Raw genomic sequence first — 14,403 nt, 5'->3', positions numbered from 1 at the left:
CAAGGGGCGCGGGGAACTGCGCGACCGGCCACATGCGGCCCGCGGTTCACCGACGACCTCAACCCAGCAGACGCTCCAGCACCATCGCGATCCCGTCCTCCTCGTTGGACGCGGTCACTTCGTCGGCCACCGCCCGCAGTTCCTCGTGGGCGTTGGCCATCGCCACGCCCCGGGCCGCCCAGGCGAACATCGGTATGTCGTTGGGCATGTCGCCGAAGGCGATGGTGTCCGCGGCCTTCATCCCCAGGCGCCGGGCCGCCAGCGACAGGCCCGTCGCCTTGGACAGGCCGAGCGGGAGGAGCTCGACGATGCCCTGGCCCGCCATGGTGACGGTGACGAAACCGCCCGCGGTGCGCTGGGCCGCCTCGGCGAGCTCGTCGTCGGTCAGGGTCGGATGCTGGATGTAGATCTTGTTCAGCGGCGCCGACCAGAGGTCGGCGGCCTCCGTGAGGGGGGTCGCGGGCAGGCCGCCCTGGAGCGCGTAGCCCGGCCCGACCAGCACCTCACCCTCCAGGCCGGCACGGCTCGCCGCCAGGTGCAGCAGACCGACCTCCGCCTCGATCTTGGCGAGGGCGACCCCCGCCAGCTGCCGGTCCAGGGTCACCGACGTCAGCAGCCGGTGCTCACCGGCGTCGTAGACCTGTGCGCCCTGGCCGCAGACGGCGAGGCCGGCGTAGCCGAGGTCGTCGAGGATGTGCCGGGTCCACGGCACCGCGCGCCCGGTGACGACGATGTGCGCGGCGCCCGCCGCGGTGGCCGCGGCGAGCGCCTCACGGGTGCGCCGCGAGACCGACTCGTCGGAGCGCAGCAGCGTGCCGTCGAGGTCGGTCGCGATCAGCTGGTACGGGAACCCGGCGGTGCCTGCCGTGTCGCTCACTTGGCCACCGGCTCCAGGACCTCCCGGCCGCCGAGGTACGGACGCAGCACCTCGGGCACGCGCACGGAGCCGTCGGCCTGCTGGTGGTTCTCGAGGATCGCGACGATCGTGCGCGGCACGGCGCACAGGGTGCCGTTGAGCGTCGCCAGCGGACGCACCTTCTTGTCCTCGCGCACGCGGATCGACAGGCGGCGGGACTGGAACTCGGTGCAGTCCGAGGTCGACGTCAGCTCGCGGTACTTGCCCTGCGTCGGGATCCACGCCTCGCAGTCGAACTTGCGTGCGGCCGAGGAGCCGAGGTCACCCGAGGCCACGTCGATCACGCGGAACGGCAGCTCCAGCGAGTTCAGCCACTGCTTCTCCCACTCCAGCAGGCGCTGATGTTCGGCCTGCGAGTCCTCGGGAGCGACGTACGAGAACATCTCGACCTTGTCGAACTGGTGCACGCGGAAGATGCCCCGCGTGTCCTTGCCGTGGGAGCCGGCCTCGCGGCGGAAGCAGGGCGAGAAGCCCGCGTAGCGCAGCGGGAGCCGCTCGGCGTCGAGGATCTCGTCCATGTGGTACGCGGCGAGCGCGACCTCCGACGTGCCGACCAGGTACAGGTCGTCGTCGGCGAGGTGGTACACGTCCTGGGCGGCCTGGCCGAGGAAGCCGGTGCCGGCCATCGACTGCGGGCGGACCAGCGCCGGGGTGAGCATCGGGGTGAAGCCAGCCGCCGTGGCCTGCGCCATCGCGGCGTTCACCAGTGCGAGTTCCAGCAGCGCGCCGACCCCGGTGAGGAAGTAGAAGCGCGAGCCGGAGACCTTCGCGCCGCGCTCGACGTCGATCGCGCCGAGGATCTGGCCCAGTTCCAGGTGGTCCTTGGGCTCGAAGCCCTCGGCGCCGAAGTCGCGGATCGTGCCGTGCGTCTCCAGGGTGACGAAGTCCTCCTCGCCGCCCACGGGCACGTCCGGGTGGACGAGGTTGCCGAGCTTGAGGAGCAGTTCCTGGGTCTCGGCGTCGGCCGCGTCGCGCTCCGCGTCGGCGGCCTTGACGTCGGCGGCGAGCTGGCTCGCCCGCTTCAGCAACTCGGCCTTCTCGTCGCCGGAGGCCTTGCCGATGAGTTTGCCGAGGCCCTTCTGCTCGTTGCGCAGCTCGTCGAAACGGACGCCGGACGACCTGCGCCGTTCGTCGGCGGACAGGAGAGCGTCGACGAGCGCGACGTCCTCTCCACGGGCGCGCTGGGAGGCGCGCACACGGTCGGGGTCCTCACGGAGCAGGCGAAGGTCAATCACGCGCTCAAGGCTACCGGTGCGGCGTGAGGCTCCACGACTCACTATTCCGTGCTGCGGCTCACGTTGCGTCGCGCGGGAATTGCCGGCTGTCGCGCATCCCCGTCAATAACGATCTTCCATGTCCCTTGATCGAGGCAGTCGGGACGTGACCGGTTGACTGGATTTCCTTGCGGGAAACGGGACTTGAGGTTTCGGTTGTCCACAGGGATCCGTGCCCTCGGGAAGGTTATCCACAGGGTGTGGGGAAGATCTGTGGATTCGGAATTGATCAATCCGGAGGGTGCCGATGGATCTTTGGATTGCCAGGGGAAACCTCCCCCTACGCCCACTTTCGAGTGGAGATGCATCGCTCCGAAGAGTTGCCTCAAGGAAAAGAGTGGACGAAGGGCGACCTGCGCACCGGTGGACGCCGCGATGCCTTCTGCGGCGATTTGTCGACAGGGTCATGGTCCACTGTCGACTTGTCCCCAGGTCGAGAAGCGGACCTGTGGATAACACCTGTGGATAACGAAAATATACAGGTAGGACCGGCGGTCGACGGGCTAGAACCGACCGTCCTGGCACCGGGCCACCCAGTCGGCCGCCGCCGCGAACTCGTCGTCCGACGTGCCGGGCCGCGGGGGCCGCACGTCCCCAGGCTCGATGTCGGCGCGCGGGTAGGAGCCGAGGAAGCGCACCTGGAGGCAGATCCGCTTGAGCCCTGTCAGGGCCTCGGCGACCCGGCGGTCGGAGATGTGCCCCTCGGCGTCGATGCAGAAGCAGTAGTTGCCGATGCCGGCGCCGGTCGGGCGGGACTGGAGCAGCATCAGGTTGATGCCCCGGGTGGCGAACTCGCCGAGCAGGTCGCGCAGGCCGCCGGGGTGGTCGTCACGCTGCCACAGCACGACGGACGTCTTGTCCGCCCCGGTCGGCGCGGCGGGCCGGGCGGGCCGGCCGACCAGCACGAACCGGGTCTGCGCGTTCTCCGCGTCGTGGATGCCGGTCTCCAGGGCGGTCAGGCCGTACCGGGAGGCCGCGAACTCGCCCGCGAAGGCGGCGTCGTACCGGCCCTCCTGGACCAGGCGCGCGGCATCGGCGTTCGAGGCGGCGGACTCCCACAGCGCGTCCGGGAGGTTCTTCCTCAGCCAGTTGCGCACCTGCGGCTGGGCCGCCGGATGCGCGGAGACCGTCTTGATGTCCGACAGTTCGGTGCCGGGCCGGACCAGCAGCGCGAAGGCGATCGACAGCAGCACCTCGCGGTAGATCATCAGCGGCTTGCCCGCGACCAGCTCGTCGAGGGTCGTGGTGATCCCGCCCTCGACGGAGTTCTCGATCGGCACGAACGCGGCCTCCGCCTCACCCGTGCGCACCGCGTCCAGCGCGGACTGCACGGACACGTACGGGACGAGTTCGCGGGTCGCCGCCTCCGGCAGCGTTCGCAGAGCGACTTCGGTGAAGGTGCCCTCGGGACCGAGATACGCATAGCTCGCTGGCATGTCCTCACCCTAATGGGCTCCCGCGCACCCGGCTCATGCGTCTCACGAGAGCCCCCTCCCGTGAGTGAACGCGCCCCCTCCCAGGAGTGATCGGGACAGAGGGCGCCGGTCCCTGTGGTGGGTGAGGTGGTCGTGCGGGGCACCTGTGCACCAGTCACCCCTCCAGCAACGCCTGCCCCACGTACTCGCCCTCCGCCGCCCCACCCGGCACGGCGAACAACCCGCTCGCCTCATGCCGGATGAACCGCGACAGCGCGTCCCCGCGGTCCAGCTTCCGCTGCACGGTCACGAACCCCCGCAGCGGGTCCGCCTGCCAGCAGACGAACAGCAGACCCGCGTCCGGCACCCCGTCCCCGTCGAAGCCGTCGTGGTACGAGAACGGGCGCCGCAGCATCGCCGCGCCCCCGTTCTGGTCGGGCCGGCTGATCCGGGCGTGCGCGTTGATCGGGACCACCAGGTTCCCCTCGGCGTCCGTCTTCTCCAGGTCCATCTCGGTCGTCTCGGACCCGCCCGACAGGGGCGCCCCGTCGGACTTGCGCCGCCCGATGACGTCCTCCTGGTCCTTGAGCGACAGCTGCTCCCAGTCGTCGAGGAGCATGCGGATGCGGCGTACGACGACGTAGGAGCCGCCCGCCATCCAGGCCGGGTCGGCCGCGCCGGAGTCCGGAACGAAGATCCGCCGGTCGAAGTCCGCCTCCGTCGGCTTCGGATTCCGCGTGCCGTCGACCTGGCCCATGAGGTTGCGCGCCGTCATGGGGTGGGACGTGGCGCCCGGCGACCGGTTGAAGCCGTTCATCTGCCAGCGGACACGGGCCGCGCCGCCCGTCTCCTTCTGGATCGCGCGCAGGGCGTGGAAGGCGACCAGGGCGTCGTTCGCGCCGATCTGCACCCACAGGTCGCCGTCGCTGCGCGCCTTGTCCAGCTGGTCGGAGGAGAAGGCGGGCAGCGGATCGAGGGCGACCGGGCGCTGCTTCTCCAGACCCGTCCGGGCGAAGAAGCCGTGCCCGAAGCCGAAGGTGATCGTCAGCGACGACGGCCCGGCGTCCCGCGCCACATCCGTGTCGCCGTCCCTCGCGGGCTCACCCGCCATCAGCCGCCGGGCCGTCTCCGACCAGCGGCGCAGCAGTGCCGCCGCCTCCTTGCGGCCCGCGCCGGCGGCGAGGTCGAAGGCGACGAGATGGCCCCGCGCCTGCATCGGCGTGGTGATCCCGGGCTGATGTTTCCCGTGAAACATTACCTGGGCGTCGCCCAGCGAGGTGAGCGGCGTCTCCTGCGCGGGCGCGGCGGCGTATCCGACGGCGCCGCCCGCCGCGCCGAGCACCAGCCCGGTCGCGCCGGCGGTACCGAGGAGCGTCCGCCGCGATATGCCCTCCCCGCGGAGCCGGTCCGCCGGAACAGTTCTCATGGGAGGCGTACCGGGTGTCTCGGCGGTACGCGTACCTGCGGGGGACTGGTCAGCCGTGTGGTCAGCCGTGTGCTCAGCCATGGGGTGTTCAGCCGATCTGCGCGTTCTTGGAGACGGTCACCTGGTCGATGTCGGAGGTCCGCACGGTCACGGCGATTTCCCATTCGCCGGCCATGGGGATCTGCACTCCGCTCGCCGACCAGTGTCCGGTGGTGATGTGGTCGGGTACGACGGGCAGCGGCCCGAGGTTCTTGGACTCCAGGGTGAAGGCGACCTTCACCTCGGGGATGTCGAAGGCCCGCCCGTTGGGGCGCTGCACGTAGACGTGCATGTCGTTGCCGCCGACCCGGGCCGGGTCGATGTCGAGCCGAACGACGCCCTTGCCGTCCTCGCCGCCCGTGTCGAAGGCCATGTCCAGCGTGACCACCCCGGTGGCCGAGGACGCGACGGACGAGGAGGACGCGGCGGCCGCCTCGGCCTCCTCCACCGTGCGCCCCGGCTCGGCGGAGGTCAGAGCGGTCGTCACCGCGAGCAGGACGACCGCGACGCCCGCCTCGGCCAGCACCGAGCGGCGCAGCCCGTACCGGTTCGGATCCGCGTCCCGCTCGCGCTTCTGCCGGGCCGCGTCCACGGCGGCCCGCTGCCGCGCGAGCTGAGCGGCCCGCTGGGAGTCGCCGGAACCGCCCTGCGCGGAGTCGCCCGAACCGGCGCCGGCGCCGGACCCCTTGGCTCCCGCGGCCCCCGACCGCACCGCGCCCTTGGCCCCACGGCCCCCCGACGGCGTCCCGGCCTCGGCGTTCTCCCTGTCCCGCCGCTTCCCGGCGCCACCGGCGACCACGGTGTCCGCCAGCCGCCCGGTCCACCGGCGCGAGATCCATGCGACGCCGACCAGCAGCGCCACCAGCCCGACCTTGACCAGCAGCAACTGGCCGTAGCGCGTCCCGGTGAGCGCCGACCAGGAACCGACCTGCCGCCACGACTGGTAGAGGCCGGTCACGACCAGCGCGATCACGCTGCCGAAGGCGACCTGCGAGAACCGCCGCACCGCGCTCGCCTCCAGCGGAGCCTCGGCGGGCGCCCGGTACAGCGACACCAGCAGCGCGCTCAGCCCACCGAGCCAGGCTGCCACCGCCAGCAGATGGACGACGTCGACCGGCATGGCGATCCCCGGCTGGAGCCCGCTGGACGCGTGCTCCGCCATCGCCCACGTCGCGGCGATCCCCGCGGCCACGACACCCCCGCCGAGCGCCAGCCCGAAGGTCAGGTCCCGCTTCTCGTCGTCGTCCCGCTTCTCGTACGCCCCGAAGAGCACGGCGATGAACAGCGCCGCCGCGGCGAGCAGCAGCAGCCGTGAGACGAGCGCCGCCCCCGTCTTGGTCTGGAGGACCTGTCCGAGCAGTTCGAGGTCGAAGACGTCGCCGAGCGAGCCGGACCGGGTGTACGAGCCGCGCAGCGACAGCAGGCCCAGCGTCGCGGCCGTCAGCGCCACCCACCCCGCGACGACGAGCCGCTGCACGGTCCGCACGCCGGAGCCGCGCGGCCAGCAGGCCAGCACGAAGGCGGCCCCACCGGCCAGCACGACGAACCCGGCGTACGACACATACCGCCCGAAGCCGTACAGCCACCCGACGACCCCGCCGCCGGCCGTCTGACCGGTCACCGTGACGGAGGTCGACGAGGGCGCGCCGATGGAGAAGGTGAAGGCGCCGGAGATCGGATGGCTGTCGGCGGAGACCACCTGATAGGCCACCGTGTACGTGCCGTCGGGCAGGCCCGAGTGCAGTTTCACGGCGTACGTCGTCCCGCTGACGTTGCTCGGCCCGCCGGTGTCGGCCCGCTCGCCCTTGGGGTCGAGCACCTGGAGCGAGTCGTCGGAGAGCGAGACGGCCTCGGAGAAGGTGAGCGAGACCTGCGCCGGGGCCTTGTCGACCACCGTCCCCTGCCGGGGGTCGCTGCCGGTCAGCGCGGCGTGCGCGGAGGCGGTCCCGGCGGCGCCGAGAAGCAGCGCGGCGGCGGCCAGGATCAGCAGCGCCAGGCCACGCAGGCGGGCAGCGACGGTCGGTGTCACGGTGGTCCCTCCCTCAGTGCCCGGAATCCGGGGTGTACGTCGCGGACTTCACCGGCATCTCCACCGTGACGCGGCCGGACTCGGCGAAGTGCAGTTCGACGGAGACCGTCTCGCCCTGCTTCGGCTTGCGCTTCAGCTTCTCGAACATCAGGTGGTTTCCGCCGCTCTCCAGCACGAGTTCACCGTGCGCGGGCACCGGCAGCCGTGTGACCTCCCGCATCGCCGAGTCCACCGTCCGGTGCACGGTCACCTCGCCGATGTCGCTGGTCACGGACGTCAACGCGTCCTCCGTGCCGCCCCGGTTGGCGACGGTCAGGAAGCCCGCCGCCATGGTGTCCGAGACGGGCTGCGGCATGTAGGCGGCGCTCACGGACAGGTCCGCCTCCGAGTCGGAGCCGCATCCCGCGAGCGCCAGCGCGCCCGCCAGCAGGGCCGCCGTCACGGCCGTACGCCTCACGGCCTCTCCCCCTTGACCAGCTTGGGGAGGTCCTTGATGTAGTCGTCGACGGTGGCGTCCTCGCCGTAGAGCACGTACCCGGCGTCGGTCTTCGGGGAGAAGGCGACGACCTGGGTGCCGTGCGCGGAGACGATCTTGCCCTTCTCCTTGTGCGGCGCCTCGATGGAGATGCCGAGGGTGCGGGCGGCGGCCTGGACGGTCGGGAAGTCGCCGCTCAGGCCGACGACCCGGGGGTCGATGCCCTTGAGCCACTTGCCGAGCGCGGCCGGGGTGTCCCGGTCCGGGTCGGTGGTGACGAACACGATCCGCAGCTCGTCCTGCTGCGCCTTGGGCAGCTTGGTCTTGGCGACGGCGATGTTGTTCATCGTCAGCGGGCAGACGTCGGGGCAGTTGGTGTAGCCGAAGTAGATCAGCGTCGGCTTGCCCGCGGTCTCCTTGCGGAGGTCGTACTTCTCGCCGTCGGTGTCCGTCAGCACCAGGTCCGGCTTCTCGAACGGCTGGTCGAGGACGGTGCCCGCCTTGTCGGAACCGCCCTCCTCGGAGACCACGGCGACGGGCGAACCGCCGTCGTCGCCGGTGCCGCAGGCGGACAGGGTCAGGGTGGCGGCGGCGAGCAGCGCGGCCGCCGCGAACGTCTTCTTGCGCATAGAAAAATGTCCCAGATGTGAATTCTTCGGTGCGCACCGGGGCCGTACGCCCCGGCACACACCGTCGGAGCGGAGGCGTCAGGCGGTGTCGCGCCGACGGCCGGCCAGCACGCCGTACGCCACACCGGCCGCGCCGACGACGATGCCGACGACGCCGAGGACACGGGCGGTGGTGTCGGTGCTGTCGGCCGGCTCGACGGCGGCCTCGGCGGTGGTGTCGGCGGCGGCGGCCGAGGCGTCGTCGGAGGGCTCCTCGGAGGCCTGCCCGGACGCCGACGAGCCGTGGTGGTCGTCCTCGGCGGCGGTCAGCTCCAGCACGGGCGCCGGGTTCTCCGGCTCCTCCTGGCCCTCCTGCGGCACCTCGATCCAGCGCACGACCTCGTCGTTGTCGTACGTCTGGATCGCCTTGAAGACGAGTTCGTCGGCGTCCTCGGGCAGCGCGCCCACGGAGACCGGGAACTTCTGGAAGAAGCCGGGCTCGATGCCGTCGCCGTCGGCGGTCCAGGTGACCTTGCTGACTGCCTCGGTGATCTGCCGCCCGTGCACCTCGAGCGGCTTGTCCAGCGTGGACTTGGTCACCTTGACGTCCCAGCCCGGCACCGGCTCGGGCAGCACCGAGGACAGTGGGTGCTCGGTCGGGAAGTTGATCTCCAGCTTGGTGGTCGACGCGTCGTCGCGCTCGTTGGGGACCTTGAAGTCGACGACCGCGTAGCCGCCCTTGGCGGCCGTGCCCTCCGGCTGCACGCTGACGTGCGCGAGGGCGGGGGCGGACAGGACGACGACGGCCGAGGCGGCGACAGTGGTGGCGGCGGCGAGACGGAAGGCCTTCATGGCGATGAGCACTCCACTTCGAGTGAGGTTCCGTTGGCGAAGAGGGGTACGCGCGCGTGACGGTGCCCGTTGAGGCCCTGCGGTGATCGGGACGCACGCATGCGTGCCGCGCGACGGCGGCGGCCCACGGAAGGAAGTGGCGGAGCGCGGCGCGTCAGGCGGCGAGAACGAGCACGGCGGCAGGCGGCCCGCGCCGGATCACGGTGTGCTGGAGTGCGGTGGTGCGAGGCTCGGGGATCACGTGTGCGGGAGCGCGCCGGATGCCCGGGCGGACGTCCGGCGCGCCGGGGAGCCCGGCACGCAGGGCGCGCGCCAGCGCGAACGCCGCGCGCAGGGATCGTACGGGCGCGCCTTCCGCGACCGCATGCGCCGAGAGTTCGGCGATCCGCAGCAGGGCGAGGTCACCGCGGCGCAGCAGCCACCCCGCGACGACCGCCGCGAGGACGTGGCCGAGCAGCATGGGCAGCGACGGCAGCAGCGCGGTGGAGGAGTCGGCGGCGGTGGACATGGCGTCCGCCGGATGATGCGCGGCGTGCGTTGCCGGGTCGGTACCCGGGTAGAGCCGGGCGTCGACGAGGATCCGCTGGGCCTGCGCCGGACTGAGCGCCGCCGCCGTGGCTCCGCACACCAGCCGCGCGGCCTGCGCGACGAGCGCCGCGTCGGACGCCGCGCCGGTCACCGGGGGAGCCGCGGCGGACGCGGCCGCCGTACTGTGCTGACCCAGCCCGAACAGCGTGTGCAGCACGGTCTGCCCGGCCGCGAGCAGCGCCGCTATCGCCGGCAGCGAGCGCTCCCGCCCGGCGAGGGGCGCCGCCACCAGGAGCACTCCCAGGAAGCCGGCGCCCAGCGTCCACAGCGGAACCGTGGCGCAGGAGGCGATGGCGTGCCCGGCCCCGGACAGCACGACGCAGACCGCGGCGAAGACCGCGGCCCGCGGGATCCGGAGCCCTGCTCCGGTGCGCACCGTGCGCGGGTGGGGGGCAGACATGGCGGGCTCATCATCGCACTGGGCTCGTCGCCGTCATACGGCAGGTCCGCAAGATTCCGTACGGTCCACGAATTCCGTTCGGTCCGCAAGAATGCGTACGGTCCGCAACTTCCCTACGAGTCCGGAACATCCACGTCTGTACCGGCAGGCCCGGCGCGCCTGCCACCGCCGGTCACCCGTCCGGAAGACTCCGGCCCCACATACACCGTTCGCCACCGTGAGCGCATCCCCCGTATGGGCGGCATCACGTTGAATCCGCGCTTACATACGCCTACGCGCGGTAATAGGTAACGGTATGTCGAGCCGCGGCCAGGAGGCTGGAGCATGAGCATCTGGTGGTCACTCCATCTGCGGCGCGAGGCCGCGAGCGTGCCGCTCGCCCGGCGTCTGCTGCTCGGCACGATGGAGACGGCCGGAGTCGACCCGGACGTCTCGTACGACCTCTCCGTCGCGCTCACCGAGGCCTGCGCGAACGCCGTGGAGCACGGCGGGGACACCGCGCACGGCCGCTCCTGCGAGGTGTACCGGGTCACCGCCTACCTCGACGGCGAGAAGTGCCGCATCGAGGTCACCGACTCCGGCCCCGGCTTCACCCGCCCCCACCCCCGTACGCCGCCGGCCCGCACGGACGCCGAACACGGCCGGGGCCTCTGCCTCATCGAGGAACTCGCCGATCACGTCCACATCGGCAACCACCCCGGCCGGGACGGGGCCGTGGTCAGCTTCGACAAGATCCTCAAGTGGAGAGAGGACGCGCCGCTGATGGCGGTGTAGCGCTGCGGGACACGACGTTCCCGGCCGGTGAGAGCGAACGACGACGGCCGGACACCCCGCTCGGCGTCCGGCCGTCACGCCTCATTTCTCGAGGCACGTCGTCATCCTTCGAGGCTCGTCCTCACCCCTTGAGGGAGGCCATCCACTCCTCGACCTCGTCCGCCCGCCGGGGCAGCCCGGCGCTGAGGTTCCGGTTCCCGTCCTCGGTCACCAGGATGTCGTCCTCGATCCGGACGCCGATGCCCCGGTACTCCTCCGGCACGGTCAGGTCGTCGGCCTGGAAGTACAGGCCCGGCTCGACGGTCAGGCACATCCCCGGCTCCAGCACGCCGTCGACGTACGTCTCGGTCCGCGCCGCCGCACAGTCGTGGACGTCCATGCCGAGCATGTGCCCGGTCCCGTGCAGCGTCCAGCGGCGCTGCAGCCCGAGCTCCAGCACCCGCTCGACCGGTCCCTCGACCAGCCCCCACTCGACCAGCCTCTCGGCGAGCACGCGCTGAGCCGCGTCGTGGAAGTCCCGGTACTTCGCCCCCGGCTTCACCGCCGCGATCCCGGCCTCCTGGGCGTCGTAGACCGCGTCGTAGATCTTGCGCTGGATCTCGCTGTACCGCCCGTTGATCGGCAGCGTCCGCGTCACGTCCGCGGTGTAGTACGTGTGCGTCTCCACGCCCGCGTCCAGCAGTAGCAGATCACCCGACCGCACCGGCCCGTCGTTGCGCACCCAGTGCAGCGTGCAGGCGTGCGGGCCGGCGGCGCAGATGGAGCCGTAGCCCACGTCGTTGCCCTCCACGCGCGCGCGGAGGAAGAACGTTCCCTCGATGTACCGCTCGGAGGTCGCCTCGGCCTTGTCCAGGACGCGCACCACGTCCTCGAAGCCCCGCACCGTCGAGTCGACGGCCTTCTGCAGCTCGCCGATCTCGAACTCGTCCTTCACCAGGCGCATCTCGGAGAGGAACACCCGCAGTTCCTCGTCCCGCTCGGCGGTGACCTTGTCGTTCAGCGCGGCCTCGATCCCGGCGTCGTACCCCCGAAGGACCCGCACCGGACCGGTCGCCCCGCGCAGCCGGTCGGCCAGCTCACGGACGTCGGAGGCGGGGATGCCGTACAGCTGCTCCGCCTCGGTGAGCGAGTGCCGGCGGCCGACCCACAGCTCGCCCTGGCCGTCCAGCCAGAACTCGCCGTTCTCGCGGTCGGAACGGGGCAGCAGGTAGATCGTGGCCTGGTGGCCGCCCGCGGTCGGCTCCATGACCAGGACGCCGTCCTCGGTCTGGTTGCCGGTGAGGTACGCGTACGCGACCGACGCGCGGAAGGCGTACTCGGTGTCGTTCGAGCGGGTCTTGAGGTTTCCGGCGGGGATCACCAGGCGGTCGCCGGGGAAGCGGGCGGAGAGCGCGGCGCGGCGGGCGGCCGTCTCGGCGGCCTGCGGGATCGGCTGCAGGTCGCGCAGCTCGGTGTCGGCCCAGCCGGACTTCATGTTCTCGGCCAGCTCGTCGGACACGCCCGGGTACAGGCCGTTCTTGCGCTGCTTGATGGGCTCTTCCTCAGAAGCCTCAACCGGGGTCTCCGGGAGCTCTTCGGCCACGGTCATCCTCCTAGATACGGCACTGGACCCCCTCCATCGTACGGTCGCACGAAAGGGGGCCCGGGGCCGGAAGACCGTCCCGGGCGTCGGCGTGACGCCGGGGTCACTCGAAGCGCGCCGCCAGCAGCACCACGTCCTCCTCGCTGTCCGCCGAGTGCAGTTCGTCGGGGAGCACTGTCCGCAGGACGTGGTCGACCAGCGCGTCCGGATCACGGCGCTTGGCCCGCGGCAGGCAGGCCGCCGCGGCGTGCAGCCGGGCGAAGGCGCGGTCCACGGGGTCGCCGGTGCGCTGGAGCAGCCCGTCGGTGTACAGCAGAACCGTCTCTCCGGGCTCCGCCTGCACCTCCACGCTGGGCGCCTCCCAGCAGGCGAGCATGCCGAGCGGCGCCGAGACCGACGTCTCCACGAACTCCGTGCGCCGCTCCCCGATCAGCAGCGGCGGGCAGTGCCCGGCACCGGCCAGCGTGATCTTGTGCAACGCGGGTTCGACGTAGGCGAACAGGGCGGTGGCGGAGCGGGCGGGCTCGGTCAGCCGGAGCAGCAGCTCCAGGTCGGACAGGACGGCGACCGGGTCCTCGCCCTCCATCACGGCGTACGCGCGCAGGGAGGCCCGCAGCCGTCCCATCGCGGCGACCGCGCTGGGCCCCGACCCGGTGACGGACCCCACGGCGAGACCGAGGGCGGCGTCCGGCAGCGGCAGGGCGTCGTACCAGTCGCCGCCGCCGCGCGGTCCGGTGCGGTGCCGGGCGGCGAGCTGGACACCGGAGACGCGGGGGAGCCGGGACGGCAGCAGTTCCTCGGAGATGGTCGCCATGCACGCGCGCGTGCGCTCGACTTCGAGCAGCCGGGCGAGGTGTTCGCCGGCGTAGCGGGCGTACAGGCCGACGAGGTGCCGCTGCCGTTCGACCGGTTCGGCGGGTTCGTCGTAGAGCCACACGGCGGCGCCGAGGCGGCCGGCCTCGGTGGCCAGGGGGAGGGCGTAGCTGGCGGCGTAGCCGAGGCGGCGGGCCACCTCGCGGTGGCGGGGGTCGAGGCCGTCCTCGGCGAGCAGATCGGGCCGAACGATCTCCCGGACGCCGCCCGGCGGCCCGACCGGGGCGTCCAGCAGGTCGCCGTATGGCATCGAACCGCGCGGCACGGTCTCGATGTGGCCGAGATCCGCGGGGGCGAGGCCCAGCCCGACGGTGCGGCGCGGGCCGAGACCGTCGGCCGGTTCCAGTACGACGAGACCGCGCCGGGCGCCCACCAGGGCCGCTCCGGCGCGCAGCAGTTCCCGCAGCGCCTCGGCGAGTGTGCCCGTGCGGGCCAGGCGTTCGGTGAGTTCGTGCAGCGTCGTGAGGTCCGAGACCCAGCCGGCGAGGCGGTCCTGGAGGAGGGCCCCGGGGCCGGTGGTGACGGCGGAGGCGGTCGGGGAGGAGGGCGCGACAGTGTGTGCGGGTGCCGGAACCGTCGGATCGATTCCAGCCACTTTCGGAGGGTGCGGGGCGTTCATGGCGTCCGGCTTTCCGACCGGCGCGTTTTGCTCAGAAGCATCGCAAACCCCCATGTCATTTTGCGCCGCTAGCAGTGTCTCCACATGTACACGCACTCGTGAGGAGATGTCCAGCATTGTCCTGCTGGGATTACTGGTGTCCGTGGGTCTGTCGTGGTTTCCGGGCGGGATGTCCCGGGATCTCTTGCGGAAAGCGGAAGTTGGCTGAAAACTGCTTCGGGTAATGCCCCATTGCGGTCGACTGGGCTTGCTCCACGGAGCGTCACAGCGGTCGTGATGGGTACGTACTCGGTGAAGGCCAGGGGTGGTTGGGGGGCACCCGGAACCTGGTGACGGACCCGGGCGTCTTAGCCACCGACGACCGAGCCCCATCCTCCCGTGACGGCGGCGAAGAGAAATGCGCGGCACGGCAAACGCCACACTTCGCCACCCCACGCCACGCCCATGCTCGAGATGGACGCAGTATGGACGCGGACGCAGCCAACGATCGGCCCATAGGGGTTCCCCGTGCTCGATGGCCCGGGTGTGATGCG

At 71.7% G+C, this 14,403-nt stretch carries 12 protein-coding genes; 1 reads left to right on the top strand and 11 read right to left on the bottom strand.

All coding sequences use genetic code 11. The features are described 5' to 3' along the window. Positions 1–58 precede the first annotated feature (58 nt). The 9 genes from IPT68_RS18045 to IPT68_RS18005 form a co-directional block, all read right to left on the bottom strand. Positions 59–877 carry an HAD family hydrolase gene (locus tag IPT68_RS18045; protein WP_189696044.1) on the bottom strand — a complete coding sequence of 273 codons (819 nt, stop codon included), beginning with the start codon at positions 875–877 and terminating at the stop codon, positions 59–61. Next, complete coding sequence (gene serS / locus IPT68_RS18040) at positions 874–2,151, bottom strand: serine--tRNA ligase (protein ID WP_189696045.1); 1,278 nt, start codon at positions 2,149–2,151, stop codon at positions 874–876. Before serS ends, IPT68_RS18045 begins: the two co-directional genes overlap by 4 nt. 542 nt (positions 2,152–2,693) lie before the next feature. Continuing rightward, on the bottom strand, positions 2,694–3,626 hold the full coding sequence (gene pheA, locus IPT68_RS18035) for a prephenate dehydratase (RefSeq protein WP_189696046.1): 933 nt from the start codon (positions 3,624–3,626) through the stop codon (positions 2,694–2,696). A 154-nt stretch (positions 3,627–3,780) separates the two neighbouring features. Further along, complete coding sequence (gene efeB / locus IPT68_RS18030) at positions 3,781–5,031, bottom strand: iron uptake transporter deferrochelatase/peroxidase subunit (protein WP_189696047.1); 1,251 nt, start codon at positions 5,029–5,031, stop codon at positions 3,781–3,783. A gap of 88 nt (positions 5,032–5,119) precedes the next feature. Further along, on the bottom strand, positions 5,120–7,099 hold the full coding sequence (locus IPT68_RS18025) for a copper resistance CopC/CopD family protein (protein ID WP_189696048.1): 1,980 nt from the start codon (positions 7,097–7,099) through the stop codon (positions 5,120–5,122). 13 nt (positions 7,100–7,112) lie between these two features. Then, positions 7,113–7,556: a copper chaperone PCu(A)C gene (locus tag IPT68_RS18020; RefSeq protein WP_189696049.1), complete on the bottom strand. Its 444-nt coding sequence runs from the start codon at positions 7,554–7,556 to the stop codon at positions 7,113–7,115. Further along, entirely contained in the window at positions 7,553–8,203 is a 651-nt protein-coding gene (locus IPT68_RS18015) for an SCO family protein (protein ID WP_189696050.1), read from the bottom strand. Before IPT68_RS18015 ends, IPT68_RS18020 begins: the two co-directional genes overlap by 4 nt. A 78-nt stretch (positions 8,204–8,281) precedes the next feature. After that, positions 8,282–9,034 carry a YcnI family copper-binding membrane protein gene (locus IPT68_RS18010; RefSeq protein ID WP_189696051.1) on the bottom strand — a complete coding sequence of 251 codons (753 nt, stop codon included), beginning with the start codon at positions 9,032–9,034 and terminating at the stop codon, positions 8,282–8,284. A 154-nt stretch (positions 9,035–9,188) separates the two neighbouring features. Then, entirely contained in the window at positions 9,189–10,022 is an 834-nt protein-coding gene (locus tag IPT68_RS18005) for a hypothetical protein (RefSeq protein WP_189696052.1), read from the bottom strand. 324 nt (positions 10,023–10,346) lie between these two features. Between IPT68_RS18005 and IPT68_RS18000 the strand changes: the two genes are divergently transcribed. Beyond that, positions 10,347–10,796 carry an ATP-binding protein gene (locus IPT68_RS18000; protein WP_189696053.1) on the top strand — a complete coding sequence of 150 codons (450 nt, stop codon included), beginning with the start codon at positions 10,347–10,349 and terminating at the stop codon, positions 10,794–10,796. Between the two features lie 121 nt (positions 10,797–10,917). On the opposite strand, the gene IPT68_RS17995 is transcribed toward IPT68_RS18000, so the two are convergent. Then, positions 10,918–12,384, bottom strand: coding sequence for an aminopeptidase P family protein (locus IPT68_RS17995; RefSeq protein WP_189696054.1), 1,467 nt, complete (start codon positions 12,382–12,384; stop codon positions 10,918–10,920). 97 nt (positions 12,385–12,481) lie between these two features. Beyond that, positions 12,482–13,987, bottom strand: a complete 1,506-nt coding sequence (locus IPT68_RS17990; protein WP_189696055.1) for a PP2C family protein-serine/threonine phosphatase — start codon at positions 13,985–13,987, stop codon at positions 12,482–12,484. Positions 13,988–14,403: the final 416 nt, after the last annotated feature.

The sequence above is a fragment of the Streptomyces chromofuscus genome, from assembly GCF_015160875.1.
GTDB classification, from domain to species: Bacteria; Actinomycetota; Actinomycetes; order Streptomycetales; family Streptomycetaceae; genus Streptomyces; species Streptomyces chromofuscus.
This window is presented reverse-complemented; position numbering and strand designations above follow the sequence as displayed.

Excerpts from the sequence above, each read along its gene's own strand:
- efeB (WP_189696047.1), bottom strand. The coding sequence starts at position 5,031 with ATGAGAACTGTTCCGGCGGACCGGCTCCGCGGGGAGGGCATATCGCGG.
- IPT68_RS17990 (WP_189696055.1), bottom strand. The coding sequence starts at position 13,987 with ATGCTGGACATCTCCTCACGAGTGCGTGTACATGTGGAGACACTGCTA.
- pheA (WP_189696046.1), bottom strand. The coding sequence starts at position 3,626 with ATGCCAGCGAGCTATGCGTATCTCGGTCCCGAGGGCACCTTCACCGAA.
- IPT68_RS18010 (WP_189696051.1), bottom strand. The coding sequence starts at position 9,034 with ATGAAGGCCTTCCGTCTCGCCGCCGCCACCACTGTCGCCGCCTCGGCC.
- IPT68_RS18005 (WP_189696052.1), bottom strand. The coding sequence starts at position 10,022 with ATGTCTGCCCCCCACCCGCGCACGGTGCGCACCGGAGCAGGGCTCCGG.
- IPT68_RS17995 (WP_189696054.1), bottom strand. The coding sequence starts at position 12,384 with ATGACCGTGGCCGAAGAGCTCCCGGAGACCCCGGTTGAGGCTTCTGAG.
- IPT68_RS18015 (WP_189696050.1), bottom strand. The coding sequence starts at position 8,203 with ATGCGCAAGAAGACGTTCGCGGCGGCCGCGCTGCTCGCCGCCGCCACC.
- IPT68_RS18000 (WP_189696053.1), top strand. The coding sequence starts at position 10,347 with ATGAGCATCTGGTGGTCACTCCATCTGCGGCGCGAGGCCGCGAGCGTG.